This window comes from Streptomyces sp. NBC_00154 (assembly GCF_026342835.1).
Classification (GTDB): domain Bacteria; phylum Actinomycetota; class Actinomycetes; order Streptomycetales; family Streptomycetaceae; genus Streptomyces.
In genome coordinates, this window is record NZ_JAPEMI010000001.1 from 391,989 (window position 1) to 414,514 (window position 22,526).

At 69.9% G+C, this 22,526-nt stretch carries 19 protein-coding genes and 1 pseudogene; 9 read left to right on the top strand and 11 right to left on the bottom strand.

The features are described 5' to 3' along the window. Positions 1-246 precede the first annotated feature (246 nt). From OHA03_RS01710 to OHA03_RS01720, 3 genes are all read left to right on the top strand, one after another. Positions 247-1,401 carry a mandelate racemase/muconate lactonizing enzyme family protein gene (locus tag OHA03_RS01710; RefSeq protein ID WP_266999957.1) on the top strand — a complete coding sequence of 385 codons (1,155 nt, stop codon included), beginning with the start codon at positions 247-249 and terminating at the stop codon, positions 1,399-1,401. Further along, the gene (locus OHA03_RS01715; protein WP_266999958.1) at positions 1,398-2,420 is read left to right on the top strand and encodes a zinc-binding dehydrogenase; all 1,023 of its coding nucleotides are present in this window, start codon (positions 1,398-1,400) and stop codon (positions 2,418-2,420) included. Before OHA03_RS01710 ends, OHA03_RS01715 begins: the two co-directional genes overlap by 4 nt. Positions 2,421-2,521: 101 nt before the next feature. Continuing rightward, a complete protein-coding gene (locus OHA03_RS01720) occupies positions 2,522-3,484 on the top strand; it encodes a hypothetical protein (RefSeq protein WP_266999959.1) in 963 nt (320 codons plus the stop codon). A 48-nt stretch (positions 3,485-3,532) separates the two neighbouring features. Here the strand turns inward: OHA03_RS01720 and OHA03_RS01725 are convergent, their stop codons facing one another. The 3 genes from OHA03_RS01725 to OHA03_RS01735 all read right to left on the bottom strand — a co-directional run bounded on the left by OHA03_RS01725 (position 3,533) and on the right by OHA03_RS01735 (position 5,864). Next, the gene (locus OHA03_RS01725) at positions 3,533-4,375 is read right to left on the bottom strand and encodes an SMP-30/gluconolactonase/LRE family protein (RefSeq protein ID WP_266999960.1); all 843 of its coding nucleotides are present in this window, start codon (positions 4,373-4,375) and stop codon (positions 3,533-3,535) included. A gap of 5 nt (positions 4,376-4,380) precedes the next feature. After that, positions 4,381-5,154 carry an IclR family transcriptional regulator gene (locus OHA03_RS01730; RefSeq protein WP_266999962.1) on the bottom strand — a complete coding sequence of 258 codons (774 nt, stop codon included), beginning with the start codon at positions 5,152-5,154 and terminating at the stop codon, positions 4,381-4,383. A 149-nt stretch (positions 5,155-5,303) separates the two neighbouring features. Then, on the bottom strand, positions 5,304-5,864 hold the full coding sequence (locus OHA03_RS01735; RefSeq protein WP_267007892.1) for a TIGR03086 family metal-binding protein: 561 nt from the start codon (positions 5,862-5,864) through the stop codon (positions 5,304-5,306). A 185-nt stretch (positions 5,865-6,049) separates the two neighbouring features. Between OHA03_RS01735 and OHA03_RS01740 the strand changes: the two genes are divergently transcribed. The 4 genes from OHA03_RS01740 (at position 6,050) to OHA03_RS01755 (ending at position 10,617) form a co-directional block, all read left to right on the top strand. Next, a complete protein-coding gene (locus OHA03_RS01740; RefSeq protein ID WP_266999964.1) occupies positions 6,050-7,681 on the top strand; it encodes an IS200/IS605 family accessory protein TnpB-related protein in 1,632 nt (543 codons plus the stop codon). 97 nt (positions 7,682-7,778) lie between these two features. Continuing rightward, a complete protein-coding gene (locus OHA03_RS01745) occupies positions 7,779-9,284 on the top strand; it encodes a bifunctional phosphatase PAP2/diacylglycerol kinase family protein (protein WP_266999966.1) in 1,506 nt (501 codons plus the stop codon). Between the two features lie 107 nt (positions 9,285-9,391). Then, positions 9,392-10,201: a methyltransferase domain-containing protein gene (locus OHA03_RS01750; RefSeq protein WP_266999968.1), complete on the top strand. Its 810-nt coding sequence runs from the start codon at positions 9,392-9,394 to the stop codon at positions 10,199-10,201. 62 nt (positions 10,202-10,263) lie between these two features. Then, positions 10,264-10,617 (top strand): VOC family protein, encoded by a 354-nt coding sequence (locus OHA03_RS01755; RefSeq protein ID WP_266999970.1) that lies wholly within the window; start codon positions 10,264-10,266, stop codon positions 10,615-10,617. Positions 10,618-10,718: 101 nt separating this feature from the next. Here OHA03_RS01755 and OHA03_RS01760 read toward each other — a convergent pair whose 3' ends face one another. After that, a complete protein-coding gene (locus tag OHA03_RS01760) occupies positions 10,719-12,689 on the bottom strand; it encodes a DUF5107 domain-containing protein (protein WP_266999972.1) in 1,971 nt (656 codons plus the stop codon). 213 nt (positions 12,690-12,902) lie between these two features. Between OHA03_RS01760 and OHA03_RS01765 the strand changes: the two genes are divergently transcribed. Next, positions 12,903-13,238, top strand: coding sequence for a DUF6204 family protein (locus tag OHA03_RS01765; RefSeq protein WP_266999974.1), 336 nt, complete (start codon positions 12,903-12,905; stop codon positions 13,236-13,238). 415 nt (positions 13,239-13,653) lie between these two features. Here OHA03_RS01765 and OHA03_RS01770 read toward each other — a convergent pair. From OHA03_RS01770 to OHA03_RS01800, 7 genes and pseudogenes are all read right to left on the bottom strand, one after another. After that, positions 13,654-14,136 (bottom strand): annotated as a pseudogene (locus tag OHA03_RS01770) (transposase); the annotation flags it as partial. A gap of 51 nt (positions 14,137-14,187) precedes the next feature. Continuing rightward, entirely contained in the window at positions 14,188-14,712 is a 525-nt protein-coding gene (locus OHA03_RS01775) for an NAD(P)H-binding protein (RefSeq protein ID WP_266999976.1), read from the bottom strand. A gap of 400 nt (positions 14,713-15,112) precedes the next feature. Beyond that, entirely contained in the window at positions 15,113-15,397 is a 285-nt protein-coding gene (locus tag OHA03_RS01780) for a muconolactone Delta-isomerase family protein (protein ID WP_266999978.1), read from the bottom strand. Positions 15,398-15,804: 407 nt separating this feature from the next. Then, on the bottom strand, positions 15,805-16,920 hold the full coding sequence (locus tag OHA03_RS01785; RefSeq protein WP_266999980.1) for a maleylacetate reductase: 1,116 nt from the start codon (positions 16,918-16,920) through the stop codon (positions 15,805-15,807). 184 nt (positions 16,921-17,104) lie between these two features. Continuing rightward, on the bottom strand, positions 17,105-17,863 hold the full coding sequence (locus tag OHA03_RS01790; RefSeq protein ID WP_266999982.1) for a dienelactone hydrolase family protein: 759 nt from the start codon (positions 17,861-17,863) through the stop codon (positions 17,105-17,107). Positions 17,864-18,222: 359 nt separating this feature from the next. Continuing rightward, entirely contained in the window at positions 18,223-18,996 is a 774-nt protein-coding gene (locus OHA03_RS01795) for a dioxygenase (RefSeq protein WP_052190296.1), read from the bottom strand. A 417-nt stretch (positions 18,997-19,413) separates the two neighbouring features. Then, on the bottom strand, positions 19,414-20,343 hold the full coding sequence (locus tag OHA03_RS01800; RefSeq protein ID WP_052190278.1) for a LysR family transcriptional regulator: 930 nt from the start codon (positions 20,341-20,343) through the stop codon (positions 19,414-19,416). Positions 20,344-20,805: 462 nt separating this feature from the next. Here OHA03_RS01800 and OHA03_RS01805 point away from each other — a divergent pair, with 462 nt between their 5' ends. After that, a complete protein-coding gene (locus tag OHA03_RS01805) occupies positions 20,806-22,485 on the top strand; it encodes a cytochrome b5 domain-containing protein (RefSeq protein WP_266999989.1) in 1,680 nt (559 codons plus the stop codon). The last annotated feature ends 41 nt before the right edge of the window (positions 22,486-22,526 follow it).

Here is a 22,526-nt window from a genome sequence, read left to right on the forward strand (position 1 = left end):
GCTGTCGCTCCGTCACCCTGTCTCGTCCTCAGGGCCCTTTATACGGAGGTTTGAGCGACACCGCTTGCCCGGACGGGCGACACACCGGCCACCCCCCGGGCGGGCCGGCCGGCCGGGAGCACCCTCCGACCGGGAATGGCACCGGGACCCGACGGCCCCATTGACACTCGACCCGCCGCGTCATTACGGTCACGCCAGAATTTCGAACGAGTGACGAAATATCGAACACGTCGAGGGGCAACTTCCGTGCGCATCACCGGAATCAGCACACACGTCGTCGGCACCCCCTGGCGCAACCTCACCTACGTCCAGGTCCATACGGACGAGGGCCTCACCGGTGTCGGCGAGACCCGGATGCTCGGCCGCACCGACGCACTGATCGGCTACCTGCGCGAGGCGGAGACCAACCACATCGCCGGGTCCGACCCGTTCGCCGTGGAGGACCTCGTACGCCGGATGAAGTACGGCGACTACGGGCGGGCCGGAGAAATCGTGATGTCCGGCATCGCGGTCGTCGAGATGGCCTGCTGGGACATCAAGGGCAAGGCGCTCGGCGTCCCCGTCTGGCAGCTGCTCGGCGGACAGGTCACCGAGCGGGTCAAGGCGTACGCGAACGGCTGGTACACCACCGAGCGCACCCCGGAGGCGTACCACAAGGCGGCGCGAGCCGTCGTCGAGCGCGGCTACCGCGCCCTGAAGATCGACCCGTTCGGGACCGGCCACTTCGAGCTGGGTCAGCAGGAGACCCGGTACGCGGTGTCGCTGATCGAGGCCGTACGGGACGCCATCGGCCCCGACACCGAGCTGATGCTGGAGATGCACGGCCGGTTCAGCCCGTCGACCGCCGTACGGATCGCCCACGAGATGGCACCGTTCCGTCCGGCCTGGCTGGAGGAACCGGTGCCGCCGGAGAACCTCAAGGCGCTGCGCAAGGTCGCCGGCAAGGTCGATATGCCGATCGCGACCGGTGAACGCATCCATGACCGGATCGAGTTCCGCGAGCTCTTCGAGTCGCAGGCGGCCGACATCATCCAGCCGGATGTCGGCCACATCGGCGGCATCCTGGAGACCCGCAAGCTCGCCGCGACTGCCGAGACCCACTACATGCTGATCGCACCACACAATGTGGGCGGCTCGGTGCTGACCGCCGCCAGTCTCCAACTCGCAGGCTGCACACCCAACTTCAAGATCCTCGAGCACTTCAACGACTTCGCGGACGCCGACATCAAGAAGGTCGTCAAGGGCGCCCCGCAGGTGGACCCCGCAACCGGCTGTTTCGAGCTCTCCCACGCTCCGGGCCTCGGCGTGGAGCTCGACGTGGACGCGGCCGCCGAATTCCCGCAGCAGCAGGCCCGATTCGACCTGTGGGCGGACGGCTGGGAGAGGAGGCAGCCCAAGTGAGCAGCGCCCACTCGCGGTCGGTCACGATCGAGCGGCCCGGCGAGCACCGGCTGACCAGCGGCCCCGTTCCCGAGCCCGGTCCCGGTGAGGTCCGGGTGCGGGTCGCCGCGGCCGGGATCTGCATGAGCGACCGCGAGGTGTACGACGGCCATCGCGACCCCGCCTATGTCCGCTACCCGGTGGTGCCCGGCCACGAATGGTCCGGGGTGGTCGACGCCCTGGGTGCAGGCGTCGATCCGGCGCTGCTCGGCCGCCGGACGGTCGCCGAGGGCTTCCGGTCCTGCGGCAGCTGCGAACGGTGCCGAAGCGGGGAGACGTCGCTGTGCACGGCGGGGTACGACGAGACGGGGTTCACCCGACCCGGGGCGTTCGCCGACCATGTCGTGGTCCCCGCACGACTGTTGCACCCGCTGGCCGACGACGCGGATCTGCGGGCCGCCGCCCTGCTGGAACCGGCTGCGGTGGTCGCTGCGGCCGTACGGGCCGGGGCGCCCGAGCCGGGTGAGCGCATCGCCGTCGTGGGTGCGGGAACGCTCGGGCTGCTCGCCGTGCAGCTGCTCTCCGCCATGTCGCCCGGGGAGCTGACGGTGGTCGACCCACGGGGCGAACGGGCAGGCCGGTCCCTGGCGTTCGGAGCGAGCGAAGCCTGCACCCCGAAGGAGGCCACCGAGGTGCGCGGCCGCTACGACCTGGTCGTGGAGACGGCGGGTGCGCCGTCCACCGCCGCCGACGCCTGCCTGCTGGCGCGGCGCGGCGGCCGGGTGGTGCTCACGGGCATGTTCGCGCCGGGTGCCGCCGGTATCGATCCGGTGCATCTGTCGCTGAGCCAGCTCACCGTGCGCAGTGTGTTCGGGGCGCCGTCGGCGGCCTGGTCCTATGCGGTGCGGGCGTTCACGGCCGGGCTGCTCGATCCGGCGGCGCTGATCACGCACGAGTTCCCGTTGGAGCGGTTCGCGGATGCCGTGGCGCTGGTCGGTGGCGGCGGTCCCGGGACGGGCAAGGTGCTGCTGCGCCCGTAGAGCCCCGTCGGCCCCACCGCTCTCCTCACACCACGCACCGATGCAGCCCCACACCCGCCCACCCGAACCTCGTCCGATATATCGAACACGAAAGGTCGCTCATGACCTCGTCCGACTCCCTCGCCCGTCGCCCCGGCGAGCCCGCGCTCACCGAGCTCGGGCTGGGCGCGCCCGCAGCCGACCCGGCCGACACCTCCACGTACGCCTTCCCCGACGGTGGCACCTGGCGGACCGAAGTGCCGTCCGTCGAAGGTCCGGAAGCCCTCTCCGTCGTCCTCAAGGAGTCCTCCCGGCTCGATGTACCGATCCATCGGATCAGCCAGGGCAGCGGCATCTGGATGCTCAGCGACGCCGAGATCACCGAAATGGTCGAGGGCTGCGCCGAACGCAGCGTCGAACTCTGCCTGTTCACCGGACCGCGCGGAAGCTGGGACACGGGCGCCTCCACCCGTACCGACTCGGGCGGGGCGGGGCTGCGTGCCCGCGGCCATGACGCGCTGGCCGGCTGCGTCGAAGACGCCCTGCGAGCATCCGAGTTGGGTGTGAAATGCCTGCTCGTCGCCGACGAAGGGGTGCTCTGGACACTGCACCGGCTGCGCACCCGGGGCGTACTGCCCGCCGATACGACATTCAAGGTGTCGGCGCTCATCGGGCCGGTGAACCCGGCCTCCTTCGCGGTCCACGAGGGGCTCGGCGCCGACTCGATCAATATTCCGTCCGACCTGACACTTGCTCACTTCACCGAGATCCGACGGGTTTCGGGCGCACCGATGGACCTCTACATCGAGGCGCCGGACGACCTCGGCGGCTATGTGCGGATGTACGAGGCGGCCGAGCTGATCCGCCGCGGCGCCCCCATCTATCTCAAGTTCGGCCTGTCCAGGGCGCCCGGCATCTATCCGTACGGCGCGCATCTGCGTGATGTCGCGCTGGACACGGCCCGCGAGCGGGTGCGTCGGGGACGGCTGGCCCTCGACCTGCTGGCCCGGCACGGCGCCGGAACAAACATGTCGCCGCTCGGCTCCCGACTTCCCGGCCCGCTGCGCCGCTTCACGAGCGAGTAGCGGGTAGCGCGCAGCGAGGCCGAGTTCCTCGAACCTCCCCCGCCCGAATCAGCCCGCGAAGGCCGTCCCCGGCATCCCTTGCCCCGCGCCCGGCAGCACCAGAAGCGAACCGGACAGCGGGTGCGGGGCGGCGAGCCCTGTCCGGGCCGTGGAGATGTACAGGTCGCGCAGGTCCGTACCGCCGAAGGCACAGGCCGTCGGGCGCCGAACCGGCAGTGCGACGGTCCGGTCCAGCGCGCCGTCGGCCGTGTAGCGGCGCAGCGCCCCGCCGTCCCACAGGGCGACCCATATGCATCCGTCGGCATCGACCGTCATCCCGTCGGGGAAACCCGCACCCTCCTCGACCGTCGCGAACGGCCGCCGGTTCAGGGCGCGCCGGCCGTCGAAGTCGAAGACGTCGATGCGGCGCGTCGGGGTGTCGATGTAGTACATGAGCCGCCCGTCCGGGCTCCACCCGATGCCGTTGCTGCAGGCCACCACGGGCAGCACCGGAGTGACCGTGCCGTCGGGTGCGATGCGGGCCAGGCTGCCCCCGACCTCCGCCTCGTTGTAGCGCATGCTGCCCGCCCACAGCGCCCCGTCGGGCGCCACGGCCGCGTCGTTGCCGCGCCGCCCGGGCTCGGGGTCGTGCACCAGCCAGCGGAAGGCGCCATCGGGGTCGTAGAGTCCGATGCCGTCTCGCAGATTGACGACCAGCCCGCCGCCCGCGCGCGGCTTCGCCGCTCCGACATGCTGCTCGGTGGCCATGACCGTGCGGCGGCCGCTCACCGGGTCGTACGTGTGGACGCGGGCGGAGAGGATGTCGACCCAGATCAGCCGGCCGGTCGCCGGGTCCCAGGTCGGGCCCTCGCCGAGCTCGGCCTGCTCCCGCACGGCCACGTCGAGGCGCATCCCGCTCACTGTTCCCTCCGGTGGTGCCCGAGACGGACGGAGAGGGCGTCGGCGCCGTCCGCCGCGAGGACCGCCAACTCCTGCTCGCGCTTCTCGTTCCAGCGGATCATCGGTACGGAGATGGAGAGCGCGGCGACGACCCGGCCCGCCCGGTCCCGCACCGGAGCCGCCACACAGCTCACATCCGGGTTGGACTCACGGTGCTCCACCGCAATGCCCCGCTCCCGCACGCCGGAGAGCACGGTGCGCAACTCGGCAGGGTCCGTGATGCTGTTGGGGGTCATGCCGGTGAGTTCGCGGCCGTCGAGCCGGGCGTCGAGCTCCCGGTCGGGCAGGGTGGCGAGCAGCATCTTGCCGACAGAGGTGCAGTGGGCGGGCAGCCGGCGTCCGGCCGCCGAGACCATCCGTACCGCATGGGTGGAGTCCACCTTGGCGATATAGATGACGTCGGTGTCCTCCAGGATCGCCACATGGACCGTCTCGCCGCAGGTCTCGGCGACCTCACGGGCCACCTGCTGCCCCTCGGCGGCGAGGTCGAGCTGCTCGGCGTACCGGCTGCCCAGCTGATAGGTGCGGACACCGAGGCGGTAGCGGCCGGGCTGGTCCGGGAGCGCCACCAGGTACGAGCGGGCGGCGAGGGTGGTCAGCAGCTCGTGAACGGTGGTGCGCGGCAACTGGAGCTTGCGGGTGACCTCGGGCGCGGAGAGCGTTCCGTCACCATGGAGGAAGAGTTCGAGTACGTCCAGGGCTCTGGTCACCGCAGGGACGAGTCGCCCCATCTTGTGCACCCACCTCTCGCGTTCGACACTCCGACCATTGGCCGGAATCGCGAACACAGGCTAGTCGTAGCGCACTTGTGACGGCAATGCTGCCGACCCGCCCCGATGTCCTGCCGATGCGTCGATATGACCCGTTTGCCGCCGCTTTGTCAGACCTGCCGCCCGAGCAGCGCGAGCAGCTCGGTCTGCGGGTCTGCGCCCTTCTCGGTCTTGACGGGCGGGGCGAACAGACCGGTCTGCGACAGGCCCTTCACGTACGGCCCGACCTCACGCCGGGTGAACTCGACGAGATCCTCCGGCAGCCGTTCGTCGGCGCCGATCGCCCGGGAGAGGTCCCAGGAGTGCACCACCGCGTCGCTCACCATCTGCGCGCAGTAGGCGTCGGCGGCGCTGTCCCCGTACGAGAGATTCACGGTCCGCTTCAGCGCTCCGGGAGCCGCGAACGCCTTGCGGACCTCTGCCGCCGCACGGTCCCACACCGTGACCGGGTCGTCGCCCAGCACATCGTCGTCAAAGGCGTCACCCACCTCGGCGACGCTACGGCCCTCCGTCACCAGCGGTGGGACCCACAACTGCTCGGACGTGAGATGGGCGACCAGATCACGGACGGACCACTCGGTGCACGGCGTCGATGCGGACCACTGGTCATCGCGCACGGCATGCACCCGGTCCGTGAAGAGCTGGAGTGCCTCGGCGTGCCGGTCGAGCAGGTCACGGGCGGAGAGAGGGTTGCGAGCTGCTGCCGGTTTGCTGCATTGAAGTGAGTTGTAGCGAGCGGGAGCGAGTCCTGTGGGTGGGTTGGTGGGGGTGGGAACGGGGGTTCTGGGGTCGAATGGGTGACCTTGGCGGCTGGTGCTCGTTGGTTCGGGTGGCAGGTGTCCGACCGTGGGGGTGGATGGTGGATGGTTTACGGAAGCTGGCGACGTCCTTCGTGGTGCCTGGGCCTTTCGGGGTGGCGGTCCGGGACCGTCTCAAGCACCTCACGCCCGAGGACGAGAGGGTGCTGCGTGCGGTGGGTGAGCATCAGGGTGCGTTGGCTTCCGGTGATCTCAAGGCCCGCTGTGCAGACGGTCTGGATCACAGCGCGGACACCTGGGCAGCGCGTAAGCGGGAGCTGACCGGGGTGTCGTCGTCGCGGATCGCGGGTGCGATCACGAAGGCCACGCATGATCAGTGGGCGCTCGCGCGCCGTTGTCAGGCGGCGTATATCCAGAACCTGGCTGCCGGGATCAAGACGTTGCGGCACCGGCTGTCCCTCCCGCTCGGGGAGAAGGGCACCAGGCGCGCGGCGGGTGGCTACCGGTCGAAGAGCGAGTGGTTCCGCAAGTCCCGCCGCCTCGCGATGCTGGAGGCGCGGCACGCGGCGGCCGTCGCCGACTGGCAGGCCGGACGGGTGCGGGTGGTCCGGGGCGGAAAGCGTCTCCTGAACACCCGCCACCACCTCGCCCAGGCCCATCTCACCGAGGACGAGTGGCAGCAACGGTGGGAGGCGGAACGCTGGTTCATCGCTGCCGACGGTGAGTCTGGGAAGCGGTTCGGGAACGAGACGATCCGCGTCACCCCGGACGGCGAAGTGTCCATCAAGCTGCCTGCCCCGCTTGCGCACCTGGCCAACGCCAAGCACGGCCGGTACACCCTCACCGTCCGTATCGGGTTCGCGCACCGGGGCGCGGAGTGGGCCGACCGCATCGAAGCCAACCAGGCCGTCGCCTATCGCATCCACCTCGACACAGACCGGGGCCGCTGGTACCTCACCGCATCCTGGCAGCGCCCCGTCGTGCAGACGATCCCGTGGGAGACCGCCCGAGGCCGGGGCATGATCGGCGTGGATACGAACGCCGATCATTTCGCCGCCTACCGGCTCGACCGGCACGGCAACCCGGTCGGTGAGCCGCACCGCTTCGGCTACGACCTGTCCGGTTCGGCCGGTCCCCGCGACGCACAGATCCGCCACGCCCTGACCCGGTTGATCAACTGGGCGGTGCGGGTCGGTGTCGCTGCGATCGGCATCGAAGACCTCGACTTCACGCCTGAGAAGACCCGGGAGAAGCACGGTCGCCGCAAGCGGTTCAGGCAGCTCATCTCCGGCATGCCGACCGCCAAGCTGAAGGCCAGGCTGGTGTCCATGGCCGCCGAACAGGGCCTGAGCGTTGTCGCGGTCGACCCGGCCTACACCAGCCTGTGGGGTGCCCAGCACTGGCAGAAACCGCTGACCACGCCGCACCGCACCATGTCCCGTCACGATGCCGCCGGTATCGCGATCGGGAGACGCGCCCTCGGTCACCCGGTCCGGCGTCGGACGGCACCGCCCCCACACGACCGGAGTGATCGTGCGGGGCATCGGACCGCCCAGGCCGGACCAGGCAACCGGGGGCGTGAGGGAACCCGCCCACCCACCACGGACCGGCCCCCTGGAGGGCCGTCGCCGAGCGGGAAGCGAAAGCGGGAACCCAGCGCATCCAACACCGTTCGGGATGCGCCCAGCACGCAGCAGTGGGTCCAGGACTCACTCATGCGCACTGGCTAGGAACGGTGAGATGCCATGTGACCACTGTCTCGTCCGGAGAGCCGCGCGCGAGCGCGCCTGCTGCTTCGGCGCGGCCGAAAGGGGTATCCGCAGTCCCATGTCGTCTCCGAGCAACGCATCCTCAGTCCCCTCGCCCACCGGACTCCGCACCTGGCTGCACCGGCGCGATCTCGCCGTCTTCCGGAGCGTGGCCGGCCGGCACTGGCCGGGCGCCGGCCCCGTACTGCCGCGACTGAGCCGCAGTGCCGATCACGGGCTGCTGTGGTTCGGTGCCGCGGCGGGCATGGCGGCACTCGGCGGCAGCGCCCGGGCCCGGCGCGCCGCGCTCCGCGGGGTGGTCTCGCTGGCCGTGGCCTCGGCCGCGATCAACACCGTGGGGAAGGGTGCGGTGCGCAGGGAGCGGCCGGTACTGGACGCCGTACCGGTGATACGGCGGCTCACGCGCCAGCCGTTCACCACCTCCTTCCCGTCCGGGCATGCCGCGTCGGCGGCAGCCTTCGCCACGGGCGTGGCCCTCGAGTCGAAGGGCTGGGGTGCGGCGGTCGCCCCGCTCGCACTGGCGGTCGCCGCCTCCCGCGTCTATACGGGGGTCCACTATCCGAGTGATGTGCTGGCCGGTGCGGCGCTCGGCATAGGAGCCGCGTTCGCCCTGCGCGGTGTCGTACCGACGCGAGGACAGCTGCCCGCGCCGGGCAGACCGCCCGCCCATGCGCCCGCCCTGCCGGGCGGCCGGGGCCTGGTGGTCGTCGTCAACCAGGAGTCCGGCTCGGCCACGGCCACGGCCTCGCTGGTGCGGGACTCGCTGCCGCTCGCCGAGGTGGTGGAGTGCGCGCCCGGCGAGCTCTCCGCCGAACTGGAGAAGGCCGCCGGACAGGGCCGTGCGCTCGGGATCTGCGGGGGCGACGGCACGGTCAACAGCGCCGCTGCCGTCGCCGCCGCGCACCGTGTGCCGCTCGCGGTGTTCCCCGGCGGAACCCTCAACCACTTCGCCTACGACCTGGGCATCGAGACGGTGGACGACGTCTGTGCCGCGCTGACCGCGGGCGATGCGGTACGGGTCGACCTCGGCCGCTTCCGGCCGGGGCCGGACGGGCCGGCCGGCGCGCCGGGCTACTTCCTCAACGCCTTCAGCCTGGGCGCCTATCCGGAGCTGGTACGGACCCGCGAGCACTGGGCACCGCGCATCGGCGGCTGGCCGGCAGGCGTCCTGGCGGCGCTCCATGTACTGCGCGGCGATCGCCCACTGGAGGCCGAACTGCAAGGAGAGCGGCGGCCGTTGTGGCTGTTGTTCGTGGGCAACGGCATGTTCCGGCGGGTGGGCCCGGCACCGGGCCGACGCCACAACCTCGCGGACGGACTGCTGGACGTCCGGGCGGTGCACGGCGGCCGCACACCCGGCCTTCGCCTCCTCGCGGCTGCGGTTGCGGGCCCTTTGACCCGCTCCCCCGTTCATGCGGCGGTGCGCCTTCGAAGGGTGCGGATCGCCGGCCTGACCCCGGGAACACCCTATGCGTACGACGGCGAAGTTGCGCACAGTCAGGGGGAGTTGGTGATCGACAAGCTTCCGGAGGCACTGACCGTCTACTGCCCGATGACCGTATGAGGTGAGGTCCATATATCAAGACGCGTATCTCACGATCCGACATCTCGGCGTACCGTTGGTGCATCGCTCAGCGCTTCGCATCACGCTCCGAGAGAGGACGCACAGCCATGCCGAAGGAGACCGCCGTCTACACCCACGGCCACCACGAGTCGGTGCTGCGCTCGCACCGCTGGCGCACTGCCGCCAACTCGGCGGCCTATCTGATCGGCGAACTCCGGCCGGGCATGGCGGTGCTGGACGTCGGCTGCGGTCCGGGCACCATCACCGCGGATCTGGCGGCGCTGGTCGCCCCCGGCCCGGTGACCGCGGTCGACACCAACGGGGAGATCCTGGACCAGGCCGCCGAGGTCGCCGCCGAACACGGCCTGGAAAACCTGGAGTTCGCCACCGCCGACGTGCACGACCTGGACTTCCCCGACGACTCCTTCGACGTCGTGCACGCCCACCAGGTGCTGCAGCATGTGGGCGACCCGGTGCAGGCACTGCGCGAGATGCGGAGAGTCTGCCGCCCCGGCGGCATCGTCGCGGCCCGCGACAGCGACTACGCGGCGATGACCTGGTACCCCGAGGTGCCGGTCATGGACGCGTGGCAGGAGCTGTACCGGCGGGTGGCCCGCGCCAATGGTGGCGAGCCGGACGCGGGCCGGCGGCTGCTCTCCTGGGCCCGACGAGCCGGCTTCACCGACATCACCCCGTCCGCCGCCGCCTGGTGTTTCGCCACGCCGGAGAACCGGGTCTGGTGGAGCGGTCTGTGGGCGGACCGTACGGTCGGCTCGGCGTACGCGAAGCTGGCCGTCGATGGTGGTCATGCGACCACCGAGCAGCTGACCGACATCGCAGCGGCCTGGCGCGCCTGGGGCGAGCAGGACGACGCATGGTTCATGGTCCCGCACGGCGAAGTGCTCTGCCGCGCCTGACGCGGCCGGCCGGCCACCGGAATCGATCACAGGGCGCGGTCCCGCCAACTACCCTGTTCCGCATGGAAATTCTGGGAACCACGCTGCGCATCTGCGTCGACGACCTGGAGGCCGCGGTGGCCTTCTACGAGGACCTCACAGCCAGTCCGGCGCTGCGCTTCGAGCGCGGCGGTGTCTCGGTCGCCGCGATCGGCTGCTTTCTGCTGATGAGTGGCCCCGAGTCGGAGCTGGAGATCCTGCGCAAGGTGACGGCGACGATCGCGGTGAAGAACGTCGACGACGCGCATGAGTCGCTCACCCGCGTCGGCGCCCGGATACTCGCGGGCCCGGTACCGACCCCGGTCGGCCGGAACCTGATCGCGGTCCATCCGGACGGCTCGGTCTTCGAGTACGTCGACCGGAACCTGTCGGCCTGATCCGGCAGGTTCCGGAACCTCTGACATCGCTCCGTACCCACGCGCGCCGGCACCTCACCGGCCGGTTCGCGCGTGGGCCGCTCACCCCGGAAGGTCTCCGGTCAACTCTTCGGACGCATACGGTAGTTGTACGCGTCGGGCAGCGGTTCGTCACTGAGCGCCGACCAGACCTCGTCCAGGATCTCCGCCCCCTCCCGCAGGTCCGCGACCTCGAAGCCCTCGTCGAAGACGGCACGGGCCGCCGCAGGGTCGCCCTCGGCGAGCAGGAGTCGGGCCTCCAGCAGGCGGAACCGGCCCCGCTGCCGGATCGCCGGGCGCAGCCCGGCCCAGACCGTGCGGGCCTCGTCGGGCCGCCCGGCCGCCAGCAGCGCCTCTATCGCCTCATGGCCGAGGGCAGTGGTGGCGGCGGTCCAGGCTTCGCCGTCGTCCCGGCGTTCCGCGCAGAGGTCCTCGAACGCCTCGGCGTAGTGGTCGGCGGCCCTGCTCCGCTGGCCGCCCTCCTGGGCGGCGACGGCCAGGCAGCGCAGCAGCGGCCAGCGGGACGGGGCGAGGGCCAGACCGCGCTCCCAGCTGCGGACCGCCTGGGCGCGGTCGCCGGCGTGCCACTGGGCGACGCCGAGGTGGTACTCGGTGAGGGGTTCGGCGGATGCCGTCTCCAGCATGTCGCGCCAGTGTGCGGAGACGAGCGAGGGTCCGGGGGGCGTCACACGGCGCGGCTCGGGGAAGGCGCCCTGGTCGAGGAGGTGCAGCCAGGGTGCCTGCTGTTCGCCGAGGGTGGACTCGGCGAACGGTGTGCCCGGGAGTCGGTACTTGCCGCGCCGGACTTCGAGGGCGCCCCAGCCGGAGCCGGCGGCAAGGAACTCACCGGGCTCGGTGTCGGCGTGCGGGCGCCAGGCCGCGTACGCGGCGTCGACGTCGGCGCGCGGCAGGGCTTCGGCGAGGCGCTGCTCGGTCTCGGCGCGGGCCGCGGCCCAGTCGTCACCGTGCACGACACCGGGGTCGGCGGTCAGCGGTCCGTACGACTCCAGCCAGCTGAACTCGGCGCCGGGTTCGAGCGGGATGTGCTCCAGCTGGGTACGGGCGAGTCCGGCCTGGATCTCCGCGTAGCCGACGGTGCCGGGTTCGGTGAGCCACTGCTGCCACCGGCGCCCGCCGGGCCCGCTGCCCCAGAGGAAGAGCTTGCGGCCGCGCAGCAGGTCGGTGGAGGTCTGGACGAGTCCGTGACCGTCCTCGTCGAGGGAGGCGATCCAGCGGCGGGTGCCGTCGGGCACCTCGTAGAAGTAGTCGGCGGGGAAGTCGCTGCGCAGCGGGTACGTACGGTCGACGGAATCGGTCTCCGGCACGGGCACCCGGGTCAGGGTCCGCTCGTAACCGAAGTGCCAGGCCTCGTCGGCAGGGGCCAGGACCCGGGACCGTGCGCCCTCCGGGACGGCGATGTTGGACCACCAGTAGACGGGCGCGGTGTGCTCGTGCGGGTTGCGTATCCGTACCCCGACATGGAGGAAGTCGGAGTCCTCCGGCAGCCAAAGGTCCACCTGGAACGGCAGGTCGCGCAGCCGCTCCCACTCCCAGAGACGGACCATTTCACCGCCGTCGGGTGCGGGGACGCGGGCGGCGTGCACCGGCGCGCAGGACAGTGTGGTGTGGCCGGTCGCGCCGATGTTCCACTCGATGCCGCCGGAGAACCAGGCGCCGTTGAGGGCGAAGTCGGCAGGCTGCAGGACGGGGTTGGTGTAGAGCAGCTCCCGGCCGGTCGGCTTGTGGTGGAGGGAGTGGATCCGGCCGCCGAGCCCGGGCAGGACCGTGGCCCGGAGCCGGTCGTTCTCGATGACGATCGCGTCCAGGTCGGTGGGGGTCCGCTCGCGCCCGTACCCGTCGAGAATGCGCACTGGCAGGACGGTGGTCAGCGGCTCGTAGCCGATCTGCCGTGCCATGTCGCGCGGCAGCCCGGCCCGGTCGCGGTCGTCGACGACATGCATCTCGTCGAGCGGCCGCAGCGCCGGCAGCGGGTTTTCCGGGCCCAGCGGTGCGGCGGGCAGAGTCAGTACGGCTCGTCGTACGGTCGTGGCCAAAGCAACCTCGCTCCCTCGCGCGGGCCGCCGCAGGTCCGGGCGCCCCCGATGACCATGGAACACTCTCGAAGCCGCCCCGACCAGGGGCGTCGCCGTCAGACTTCGGCAAAGGCCGCCCCCGGCGTCGACGGCGACAATATTCCACGTGCGTCTCGTGCTCGCCGTCGTAGCCTTGATCCTCAACAGTTCATGCGACAGAGGCGGCAGAACGGGATGAGCACCCAGCACACCTACCGAGTGATCGTGCGCGGCACCTGGGAGGGCCTCACGGACGAGGCCCGCGCCCGCCTGCTGGCAGAGGTGGAACAGCACGGCCTGGAGGCGATGCAGTTCACCGAGGAGGGTTCGCTCACCTACGACACGGTGCTCAAGCACTTCAGCTTCCGGTACGTGGTCGTATCGGACGCCGAGGACGGCGAAGAGATGGCATCCGCGATCGCCGAGGACCGGGCGGAGACGACGCTGAAGGAGCACGGGTACGGCTACGGGCGGCTGCGCTCCACCGCGACCGACATGGACACCATGAAGATCAACTACAAGGGGCGCTGAGCGGCGTGACGGCGGGCCGATGGCTGCTACAGGAGCGCTGACCAGGTATTTCTCTACTTTCAGCTCTGTCACGGGCTTACCGGTTTGCACGCCGGATCGTCCCGCGAAAGTCCCTCTGACAGAGCTGAAAATCCCTGAAAAGTCCCTGGCTCAGCCCGCTTCTGGGTACCGCGATCGAGGTGGAAACAACGGCTTCGCAGCCCTCTGGGCACCTCCGGCAGCACTGGCCCTCGCGGCGCAGGAACCGCCTGTCACCTGAAGTCTCGCCACTCCACAGGAGCAAGAGTGTCGAGATCCGGGTGACGGAAGAGGCCTGCTGGCTTCCGTTGGGGTCCGTTCCGGACCGTTCGGGTGCCTCGCGCTGGTTCGGTGCTGACCCGCACCCCTCGTCGCCGGGCAGACCTCCACCCACTTGCGCGCTCGCGGCGAGGATCACCACACGGATGATCAGGCCCAGTACGTCGACGGCGAGTCCCCGCTACCTGCCGGGCGTCTTCTTGTTCGCGTCCAGTCCCGTCGTCTTCTTCGGCATTCCGGCCGCCACGCGGACGGACTGGGTGTCGATGATCACCAGGGACGGGTCCTCTAATCACCCGGACCACTCCCGCACCTGGCAGCGCAGGATCTCCTGGATCCGCTGGTCAAGGCCGTCCTCGCGCCACAGGCTGAAGTAGTAGAACATCGCCGACCAGGCCGGGAGATCGTGCGGCAGGAGACGCCACTGACAGCCCGTCCGGTTCTGGTAGAGCAGCGCGTTCACGACCTCGCGCAGGTCGCAGGCGCCCGGGTCTCCGGTCGCCGACCTCGACACCCGATCCTGCTTCCACGCGGTGACCATCGCCTCGATCAACGCCCACTGCTCGTCGGACAAGTCGGTTGCGTACGGCATCCGTTCCATGCCCACAACCCCATCATGCACACGACATGAAGCGAGGACGGAACCGACCCATCACCCACGAAAGAGCGACGCCACATCATCAGGAACGGGACTCAACGCCCTCTCAAGGATCGCGGCGTCGTGCTTTGATCGGGGATCGTCGTCGAGGGCAACGACCGTGACCACGTTGGCGATGTCCTCGTGGGTGACGAGGGCGACCCGGCCGGTCCCCCCGGGACCGCTCACGAGGAAGTTCTCGTCGGCCAGGGCGGCCGGCGTCGACGCGTAGAAGCCCGCCCGCAGCACGGTGTGGCGGATCCCGGCGGCTGCGAGGTAATACTGCTCCGTCATCCACTGGTCACGGGCGTTGAGGTAGGTGGCGGTGGGTGACGCTCCGACGAGGGACACGTACAGGACCCGGTTCACGCAGGCCGCCTTCGCGGCCTCGACCGCGTTGGCGTGTTCCTCCAGGCGTCGCCCCGTGCGGTGCCCGGAGACCAGGACGAGGGTCGACGCGCCGTCGAGCGCGGCGCGCATGGCCGCGGCGTCGTCATAGGCGGCCGGGCCGCGTCGTTCGGCGCCGGGCAGCTCGGGCATGCGGTCCGGATTCCGGCCGATGAGGGACGCCGTGATCGGCGAGGCGGTCTGCGATCAGCCGACCCAGATCGCCGGTCACTCCGGTGACCGCCACCTTGGCACGGGTGTACTCGGACATGCTTCCCTCCATCCGGGGTGGCTGTCCATCGCGGCGCCCCTATTTCTGATGACGGCTGCCGAAGAGACCGACAGCACTGGACGTGCCCCTGGCCCGCGACGGTGCACGGGTACCCGAGGTGTACCGACCGCCCCGCGCGCAACCGACCAGGGGCCCGTCGAACCAGTCGGTGAACCACCGACTTCTCCACCTCGGGGCATGCACTGCGGGCTCGGTGCGGCGGTCCTGATCGACGCACCGAGCCGGGGCAGTGTGGTGCCGTGCCGGAAGACCCGGAACGGTTCAGCTGGGATCGTTGGGGTGCGGCTGCAGAGCGGTGATCACAGCGGATACCCAAGGCCACAGGGGCAGGCTTCCCAGGACCTTTTCGCGCAACTCCGCCTCGTCGTCCGCGCGCCACACGGAGATGACACGAGGCTCCCCGGTCTGGCGCCACAGTCGGAACAGATGGCCCTCGGCGGCGAGTTCCTTGGCACGGACCGCTTCGGCGGCGCGACGCCGGTCCACCTCTGCCGGGTCCGTCCCCTCGGGCACGTTGATGGTCAACTCGACCAGAAATTCATTCATGATTTCTTCCTCTCGTGTTGTTTCGGCGGGCGCGGAGCCTTGCGGAACGTCTCCGGGGAATCTCACGATCGGCTCTTGTGCCGGAGACCTGTTGTTCGTGCTGCGCGCCCCCGGGCCCGGACAACCTGTCCTGTCGGCACCGGCCGATCCGGGGTTCCTCAAGTGGGGGCGCCGGTCGGAATGTTGGCGGAGTGGGCACTGATAACGATGGCAAACGCTCCGGCTCCTGCCCCTGATCGCTGACAGGGTTGTTGCCGCCTGGCGGTCGCTGTTCACGCGGCGCATCGAGTCGCTGCGGTGTCCGCAGGAGGGAGGTCATGCGGCCCGGCGGCCCGGCGCCCGAGAAGGTGGTACCCGCGCCACGCGTCCGCCCCGATTCGATCTCATCCCGTCTCAGCGGAAACGGGTCACGCCGCAGGTCGGTCACCCTTGAAGGCGGTCAGAATCACGTCGCGGAGGCCGGAGGCCCCGATCGGACGCGGCGGGAGTGGACGATCGGCCAGCGCCGCCGATGCCTCGGCGATCGTCCGCTCCACATCGGCTTCGCGCATGCCGATCTCGGCCAACGATGCGGGGGCCCCCAAGAGTCGGTGACGCTCCCAGATCAGGCCCCCGGCATCGGTCACGGGCCCCGTCAGACCGAGGCTTTCGAGCACGATCCGGGTTTCGGCCTCGGCGGCCGGTGCGATGTGCGCGACGGCGTAGGGAAGCAGCACGGTGTGAAGGGGGCTGTGCGGCAGGTCCAGCAAGCCGCCGAGGATGTGGCAGAGCTTGTGGTGCAACCCGGTCGTGGAGACCTCCAGCGACCAGCCGGAAAGCCAGGCCCCGCGCAACGCGAAACCGCGGACCGCGACGTCACGAGGCTCGTCGAGGATGCCGGGCAGGGCTCGGCTCATGGACCGGATCCCCTCGGCGGCGGCCACCCGCGTCATCGGGGACGATTCGGGGGCGTACATCGCCTCCACACAGTGCGCGATCGCGTTGACGCCACTTGTCACCGAGATCGCCGGGGGCAGATCCAGCGTCAGTTCGGGGTCGTAGACCACGGTGCGGGGACGGACCGTTTCCGCGCGCCCGGTGGTCTTCTTTCCGCCCTCCGTATGTCCCCAGATCGAGGTCATCTCGCTGCCGGCGTAGGTGGTCGGAACGGCGACCAAGGGCAACGCGAGTTCCCGTGCCACCCCCTTGGCGAGGCCGGTGGCCGAGCCACCGCCGATGCAGATCAATACCTCCGCGCGCGCCTCCCGGACGATGGCCACGGCTTCGGTCACCGCCTGCACGGGGACGTGCTGCGCGACCTCGCCGATCCGCGCGCAGACCCCGCCTCGCGCGTCGCTCGCCACCCGGTCGGCGGCGCTCTGGGCGGTCGGATCGTGAATCACGGCGAACCGGGTGCCGAAGCGAGCCGCCTCACTGGCGGCGACCGAGATCTTGCCCGGTCCGAACACGACGCGTGAGGCGGGCCACTGGTGGACGAAGTCCGCGCGCCCCACCGAAACTTCAGACGGCTCTTTCTCGATCATGGCAAAGGTTCTCCTCATGTGACAGGGCCCGTCGTTCGAGTCCCCGGATACTCGGCCTGGTGCCCACCAGGACCGCCTGCGGCCGCCCGTTCCCGGAAGCGACGAGCCGTCCGGCTCGCCACCCGCCGTCGACTACGCGCCCGCGCCGACCGTTTCGCGGCGCGGGGCCGGTCGGTGGGACGGGTCAGCCACGCGTGGCCGGAGTGAGGTGCGACCCGAAGAAGGCCAGCGTCCGCCGCCAGGAGTCCGCCGCCGCACCCATGGAGTCCTGAGGGTTCTCGGTCAGCCCGGCGAGGAAACTGTGCCCCGCGTCGGAGTACCACCTGACCTCGGTCTCGCCGGGAGCCGTGTCGAGTACCTTCGCGAGCTCCTCGACCTCACCCGCGTCGATGTAGTCCTGCCGACCCCAATGGCCCAGAACCGGCCCGGCGATCGAACCGGCGACCTCCAGCGGTTCCGTGACCGGCACCTTCGCACCCGGCGAGCCCTTGGGGAACGCGTAGTAGGTCGCGGTGACCTGGTTGCGGTGCGTGGCCGCACTCAGCAGGGCGAAGCTCCCGCCGATACAGAAACCCAACACACCGAAGCGGCGATTGCCGTCCGTGGTGCGCTCGATGACCCGCTCCACGTCGTCCATGGCCAACGGGTCGTCCAGCCGCGCGCGCCGGGCCAGCGCGCCGTCACGTCCCGGAGCCGCGGCGCCGAGCCGGTGGAACATGTCCGGCATCACCAATTGGTATCCCTCGGCCACCAGCAGGCCCGAAAGGTGGCGATAGAACGGGTTCACTCCGAAGATGTCGGTCATCAGGACGATGACATCGGCGTCGGTGGTCTCCTCGCTGCCGAAGTGCAGGTAGGGGACAGGATCGACGCCGGGTGTCCGACACGTCGTCACGGTCAGGCCCTCGCCCAACTCGGGTGCTTCCGAATGGTTGTGGCACATGGCGCGCTCCGCTCAGCTCGACTGCGTGGTCTTTGCCGACCGTAGCCAGACGGGTGGAGAGCAAGCCAATACCAAGACGGCAACACCAACCCGCTTTCGCGGGTATCGGCCGTCGGCCGAGCCGGTGTCGGAGCTCTCCACCGAGCCCTGGACACCGGGTTGCCGCGACCGATTCGGTCGCCGGGCACGCGAGCGGGCCGAGATGAGCGCGGTCCTGGCGACCGCGCGGGCCTCGGCCCGGGCCTGATGCGGTGATCGTGTGCGGCCCGCGAACTCGGCGACAGCCGACTGCTCGCGACCGGCCGACATCCCGACCGCTGCGCGATCGAGGAGACCGAGTGGCCTTATCTCGTTCGTGGTTATTCCGGCTGGAGTACGAACCCGAACTCGCCGAGCGTCCAACTGTCGCCGTCGATGTCGGTCTTGGTGAGGGGGATGATCAGGCCGGGCTTGACGCCCTCGGCGCAGTCGCTGTCGATGTAGGGGTCGCCCTCGAAGTAGAGCTGGGTGACGAGGGGCTTGTAGCCCTCGGCGGTGACCAGGAAGTGCAGGTGCGCGGGACGCCAGGTGTGGCGGCCCAGGACCGAGTTGAGGAGGTCGCCCGTCGGCCCGTTCTTGGGGATCTCGTAGGGGGCGGGGCGGATGCTGCGGAACTCGACGGCGCCGTCCTGGTCGACGGGGACGCGGGCGCGCAGGATGTAGTCCTCGGGCACGCCGGCGTCGATGAAGCTGTACAGGCCCTCGTCGGTGGCGTGCCACACGTCGACCGTCGCGGTGGCGAGGGGCTCGCCGGCGGGGCTGCGGACGGTGGCCTTGAACAGCAGCTTGTCGCCGGCCTCGTCGGGTCGCATGGGCAGCGTGTAGGGGCGCTCGGTGAGTACGGGCGCGCCGGGCTTGTAGTAGGGCCCCTCGATGGCGCTGGGGGTCCACGGGCCTTCGCCGTAGCTGTTGGTGTCGACGGTCGCTTCGAGGAAGGTGTCGGTCCACAGGGGCCACTCACCGGCCTCGCCCACCCGGATCAAGTACTGCGTTATCGCGGCGTAGTCCTCGTACCTAAGGCCGTGACGGACGATGAAATTCCTCGTCAGCTCGATGAACTCGTCGAACAGGTCGACGACACGCTGATTGGCCATCTATTCCTCCTGGGGAGGTCGTGGGAAGGGCAATCCAGCGTTCTTGTTGCGGGCAACTGGATTTCACGGCAACGCTAACCGGCGGGTCGGGACGCGGACCAATACCGGATCGGAACAATGCCCGTGCCACACGGGTATCACGGTCCCGACGGGGTTCCTGCGGCATCGGTTTTCCGCGAGTGATCACTCGCCCCGGCCGTGGAGTCGTCACATCGGCTCGCAGGGGGACAGTGGGCCTTCGGCCCGTTGACGGTGTTGTGAAGTCGGCCGGTCGGTGCCGTCCGTGATCGGCCCGGCAGACGGAAAGTCCGGGAAGGCCGGTCGCGTGCCTCATCGGCGCGCGCGGGCCGCCGCCCACGCCGACCCGCCCTTCGACGCTCGCCATCGACGGATCGAGGGGCGGGGCGAGTCGGGGCCTCAGATCGACACGCGCGGGCCGCTCTCCGCGGTGGTTTCGGGCTCGGACGAGGTGGCGGACACGTGGTCGAGGAAGGCCCGGACGAGCGCGGGCACGTTGTCCGCGCGGTACAGGCAGCTGAGCCCCTCGGGCGGGGTGTCGGAGAGCGGCACGAAGCCCACTCCCGGCAGCGTGACCCTGGTCGCGGACCGGGGGACCACCGAACAGAACCCGGCCGAGGCCACATACCCCAGGGCGGTGAGGACGTCCCCCGCCTCTCTCACGACGGGTGCCGAGAACCCGGCCTGGGCGCACAGTTGGGTGACCGCGTCGGCGAAGCTGGGACGCGGGCCCGTGGGAAAGAGCACGAGCTGTTGCTCCCGCAGATCCGCCAACTCGGCTTCGCCGGCTTTCAGCAGCGGGTGGCCCTCGGGCAGCGCCAGGTAGAGGGGCTCGCTGGCGACACGGCGGACAACGAGACCCGGTTCGCTCCGGTATTGACGGCTGAACCCCAGGTGCATGCGTCCGTCCCGGATCGCGTCGGCCTGCACGTTCTTGGGGGCACGCTCGAGGACCAGGCTCACCGTCGGGCGGGTCTTGAGGAACCCCCGCAGCAGGCGTGGCACGGCGTCGAACATCGGGGACCCGAAGTAGCCCACCACCAGGGAGCCGGCCTGCCCCGCGTCCGCGAGCCGCGCACGGTCGATGGCGTACTCGGTCAGCTGCATGATCCGGTGGGCCCGGTCGAGCAAGACGGCACCGGCCTCCGTCAGCTCGACACCGCTGGGCGTGCGCATGAACAGGCTCACGCCGACACTCCGCTCGAGTCGGGCGATCCGCCGGGTCAGCGGCGGCTGGGTCATGTGCAGCCGAGCCGCGGCCCGGCTGACATTCCCCTCCTCGGCGACGGCGATGAAGCATTCGAACTGCCGGAGATCAACTGGAAGCACGCTGCCGACAGTACTGACTGGGGTCGTCCGGGTGAACCCTCGGGGAGTTTCTGACGGAACGGGAGTAGTGACCTTATAGCCCGGTGCGCGACGTATAAGACCTGAATACGCTGTCGGAATTCCCGTGCGGGCCCGCTCGCTCACCGGATCTCCACACCGTCGAGCGTCGGCATGCGGGCGACTTCCGGCCCGCGCGTCACCTCCCCTACCCCGTTGAACGGGTGGGGCGATATATCCGAAAAATTAACGAATGTCGCATACTTTCATGCATCCATGATTCCGAATGTGAAATGCACCGTCGGCGAGAAAAGTCGAGTGGCGGGGTAGCGCCGTTCGCGGAAGGTATGAAGACGACCAGATCTCGGTATTGGACGGTGTGTGAGGCCCCTGCCTAACGTCTCCTCCAGCGCTCGGCGTGACTGCCCAAATCCTTCCTGAAATCCAAAACAGCCTGGAGGAAATATGCATGCTGTGATCATCGGCGGTGGAATGGGTGGGCTTTTCTCCGCTCTCGCTCTCCGCGAAGCAGGTGACACGTTCGATTCGATCGACGTCTATGAGGCGAGTGCGACCCCCACCACCGCGGGCGCGGGTCTGAACATCTCGCCGAACGGTGCGCGCCTGTGTCACTGGGTGGGCGTGGACCTCGACGGCGGTGACCCCAAGGGCCCTGACGGTGTCCTGGACGGCGGGCGCGCGGCGGTCCTGGAGGCGTCGCGGGAGATCCTGGTCGACGGATCGGTGTCCCGTAAGCCCATCCCCTACAACACGCCGGAGCAGCTGGCCGAGGGCGGCGGGTTCCACCACATGCATCGGCAGGACCTGCTGATGTGCCTGCACAAGCGGGTCAGCGAGCTCGGACCCGACTCGGGTGTGAAGTGCCCCATCCGCGTGCACATGGGCAAGCGCCTCGTCAAGCTGTCGCAGGACGAGAACTGCGGCACCGCCGTCTTCGAGGACGGGACGGTCGTCACCGGCGATGTCGTCATCGGAGCCGACGGAATCGGCTCGCGGGTGCTGAAGGAGACCTGGCCGGGCAAGGGGCAGCGTCGCTGGACGGACGTGGTGTGTTACCGCGGTCTGATTCCGCGCGACAAGGTCGCGGCGATGCGCAAGCCTGACGGCAGCCCGCTCGACCACAACCCGATCGACTCGTTCACGATGGACACCCGTCGGCACGACACCGCCTGGGTGATGACGTACTGGGTCCGCGGCGGGGAACTGCTCAACGTGTGGTACGGCGTGTACACGTCGGACTCGAGCGAGTTCCCCGAGGACTGGGCCGGATGGAAGCCGATCGACAACTCGGACATCCTGGAGACCACGGAGCGCGCGTTCGCGGGCGACCCCCGCAAGGACGACATCCTCGCCATGGGTGCCGCGATGGTGGAGCCCACGAAGTGGGGGCTCTACGACCGGGACGCGCTCGAGGAGTGGCAGGACGGCCGCATCTGCCTGCTGGGCGACGCGGCGCACCCGATGCTCCCGACGTTCGGTCAGGGAGTCAACCAGTCCCTTGAGGACGGGGCGGCCCTGAGTAGCTGCTTCAAGCTGCACGGCGACGACGTGTACAGCGCCCTGCTGCACTACGAGCGCGTCCGGCACTACCGGGCGAGCCGCTTCCAGTTCGCGTCCAAGTTCAACTTCAAGGTGCTGGAGCCCGAGGACACGCCGGAGCGCAAGGCGCTGCTCGCGGCGGCCGACGAGCGGGACTTCCCCCTGTTCGCGCACGAGCAGCGCGCGGGCAACAACGACTCGTGGATCTACGACTTCGACGCGCGCAACATCGGTGACAAGCTCCCGAGGAAGAAGCTCGGTCCCTGGGACTTCCGCGACCGTGAGGTGATCGCCAACGCGCGCAAGGAAGTGATGCGCAACCTGTGGAAGCCGGAGAAGCCGGTGGAGGGTGGCCGGCAGATCACCAGGGCGGAGCTCGCGCAGCACAGCACCTTCGACGAGTGCTGGATCGTGATCGGCGGCAAGGTCTACGACTTCACCGAGTGGAAGGACCACCACCCGGGCGGGGCGTTCGTCGCCCGCATGTACGCCGGGCGCGACGCGACCGCGGAGTTCTCGGACTTCCACAGCAAGGCGGCGCTCAAGCACATGGAGATCTTCTGCGTCGGCGACCTGGTCGACTGAGGGTCCACGCCTGAGATCGGTGGAGAGGCACGGCCCCGCGA

Bases quoted from the DNA above. Each gene is read 5' to 3' on its own strand.
- OHA03_RS01720 (WP_266999959.1), top strand. From the start codon at position 2,522: ATGACCTCGTCCGACTCCCTCGCCCGTCGCCCCGGCGAGCCCGCGCTC.
- OHA03_RS01725 (WP_266999960.1), bottom strand. From the start codon at position 4,375: ATGCGCCTCGACGTGGCCGTGCGGGAGCAGGCCGAGCTCGGCGAGGGC.
- OHA03_RS01730 (WP_266999962.1), bottom strand. From the start codon at position 5,154: ATGGGGCGACTCGTCCCTGCGGTGACCAGAGCCCTGGACGTACTCGAA.
- OHA03_RS01740 (WP_266999964.1), top strand. From the start codon at position 6,050: ATGGTGGATGGTTTACGGAAGCTGGCGACGTCCTTCGTGGTGCCTGGG.
- OHA03_RS01745 (WP_266999966.1), top strand. From the start codon at position 7,779: ATGTCGTCTCCGAGCAACGCATCCTCAGTCCCCTCGCCCACCGGACTC.
- OHA03_RS01750 (WP_266999968.1), top strand. From the start codon at position 9,392: ATGCCGAAGGAGACCGCCGTCTACACCCACGGCCACCACGAGTCGGTG.
- OHA03_RS01755 (WP_266999970.1), top strand. From the start codon at position 10,264: ATGGAAATTCTGGGAACCACGCTGCGCATCTGCGTCGACGACCTGGAG.
- OHA03_RS01765 (WP_266999974.1), top strand. From the start codon at position 12,903: ATGAGCACCCAGCACACCTACCGAGTGATCGTGCGCGGCACCTGGGAG.
- OHA03_RS01775 (WP_266999976.1), bottom strand. From the start codon at position 14,712: ATGCCCGAGCTGCCCGGCGCCGAACGACGCGGCCCGGCCGCCTATGAC.
- OHA03_RS01780 (WP_266999978.1), bottom strand. From the start codon at position 15,397: ATGAATGAATTTCTGGTCGAGTTGACCATCAACGTGCCCGAGGGGACG.
- OHA03_RS01785 (WP_266999980.1), bottom strand. From the start codon at position 16,920: ATGATCGAGAAAGAGCCGTCTGAAGTTTCGGTGGGGCGCGCGGACTTC.
- OHA03_RS01790 (WP_266999982.1), bottom strand. From the start codon at position 17,863: ATGTGCCACAACCATTCGGAAGCACCCGAGTTGGGCGAGGGCCTGACC.
- OHA03_RS01795 (WP_052190296.1), bottom strand. From the start codon at position 18,996: ATGGCCAATCAGCGTGTCGTCGACCTGTTCGACGAGTTCATCGAGCTG.
- OHA03_RS01805 (WP_266999989.1), top strand. From the start codon at position 20,806: ATGCATGCTGTGATCATCGGCGGTGGAATGGGTGGGCTTTTCTCCGCT.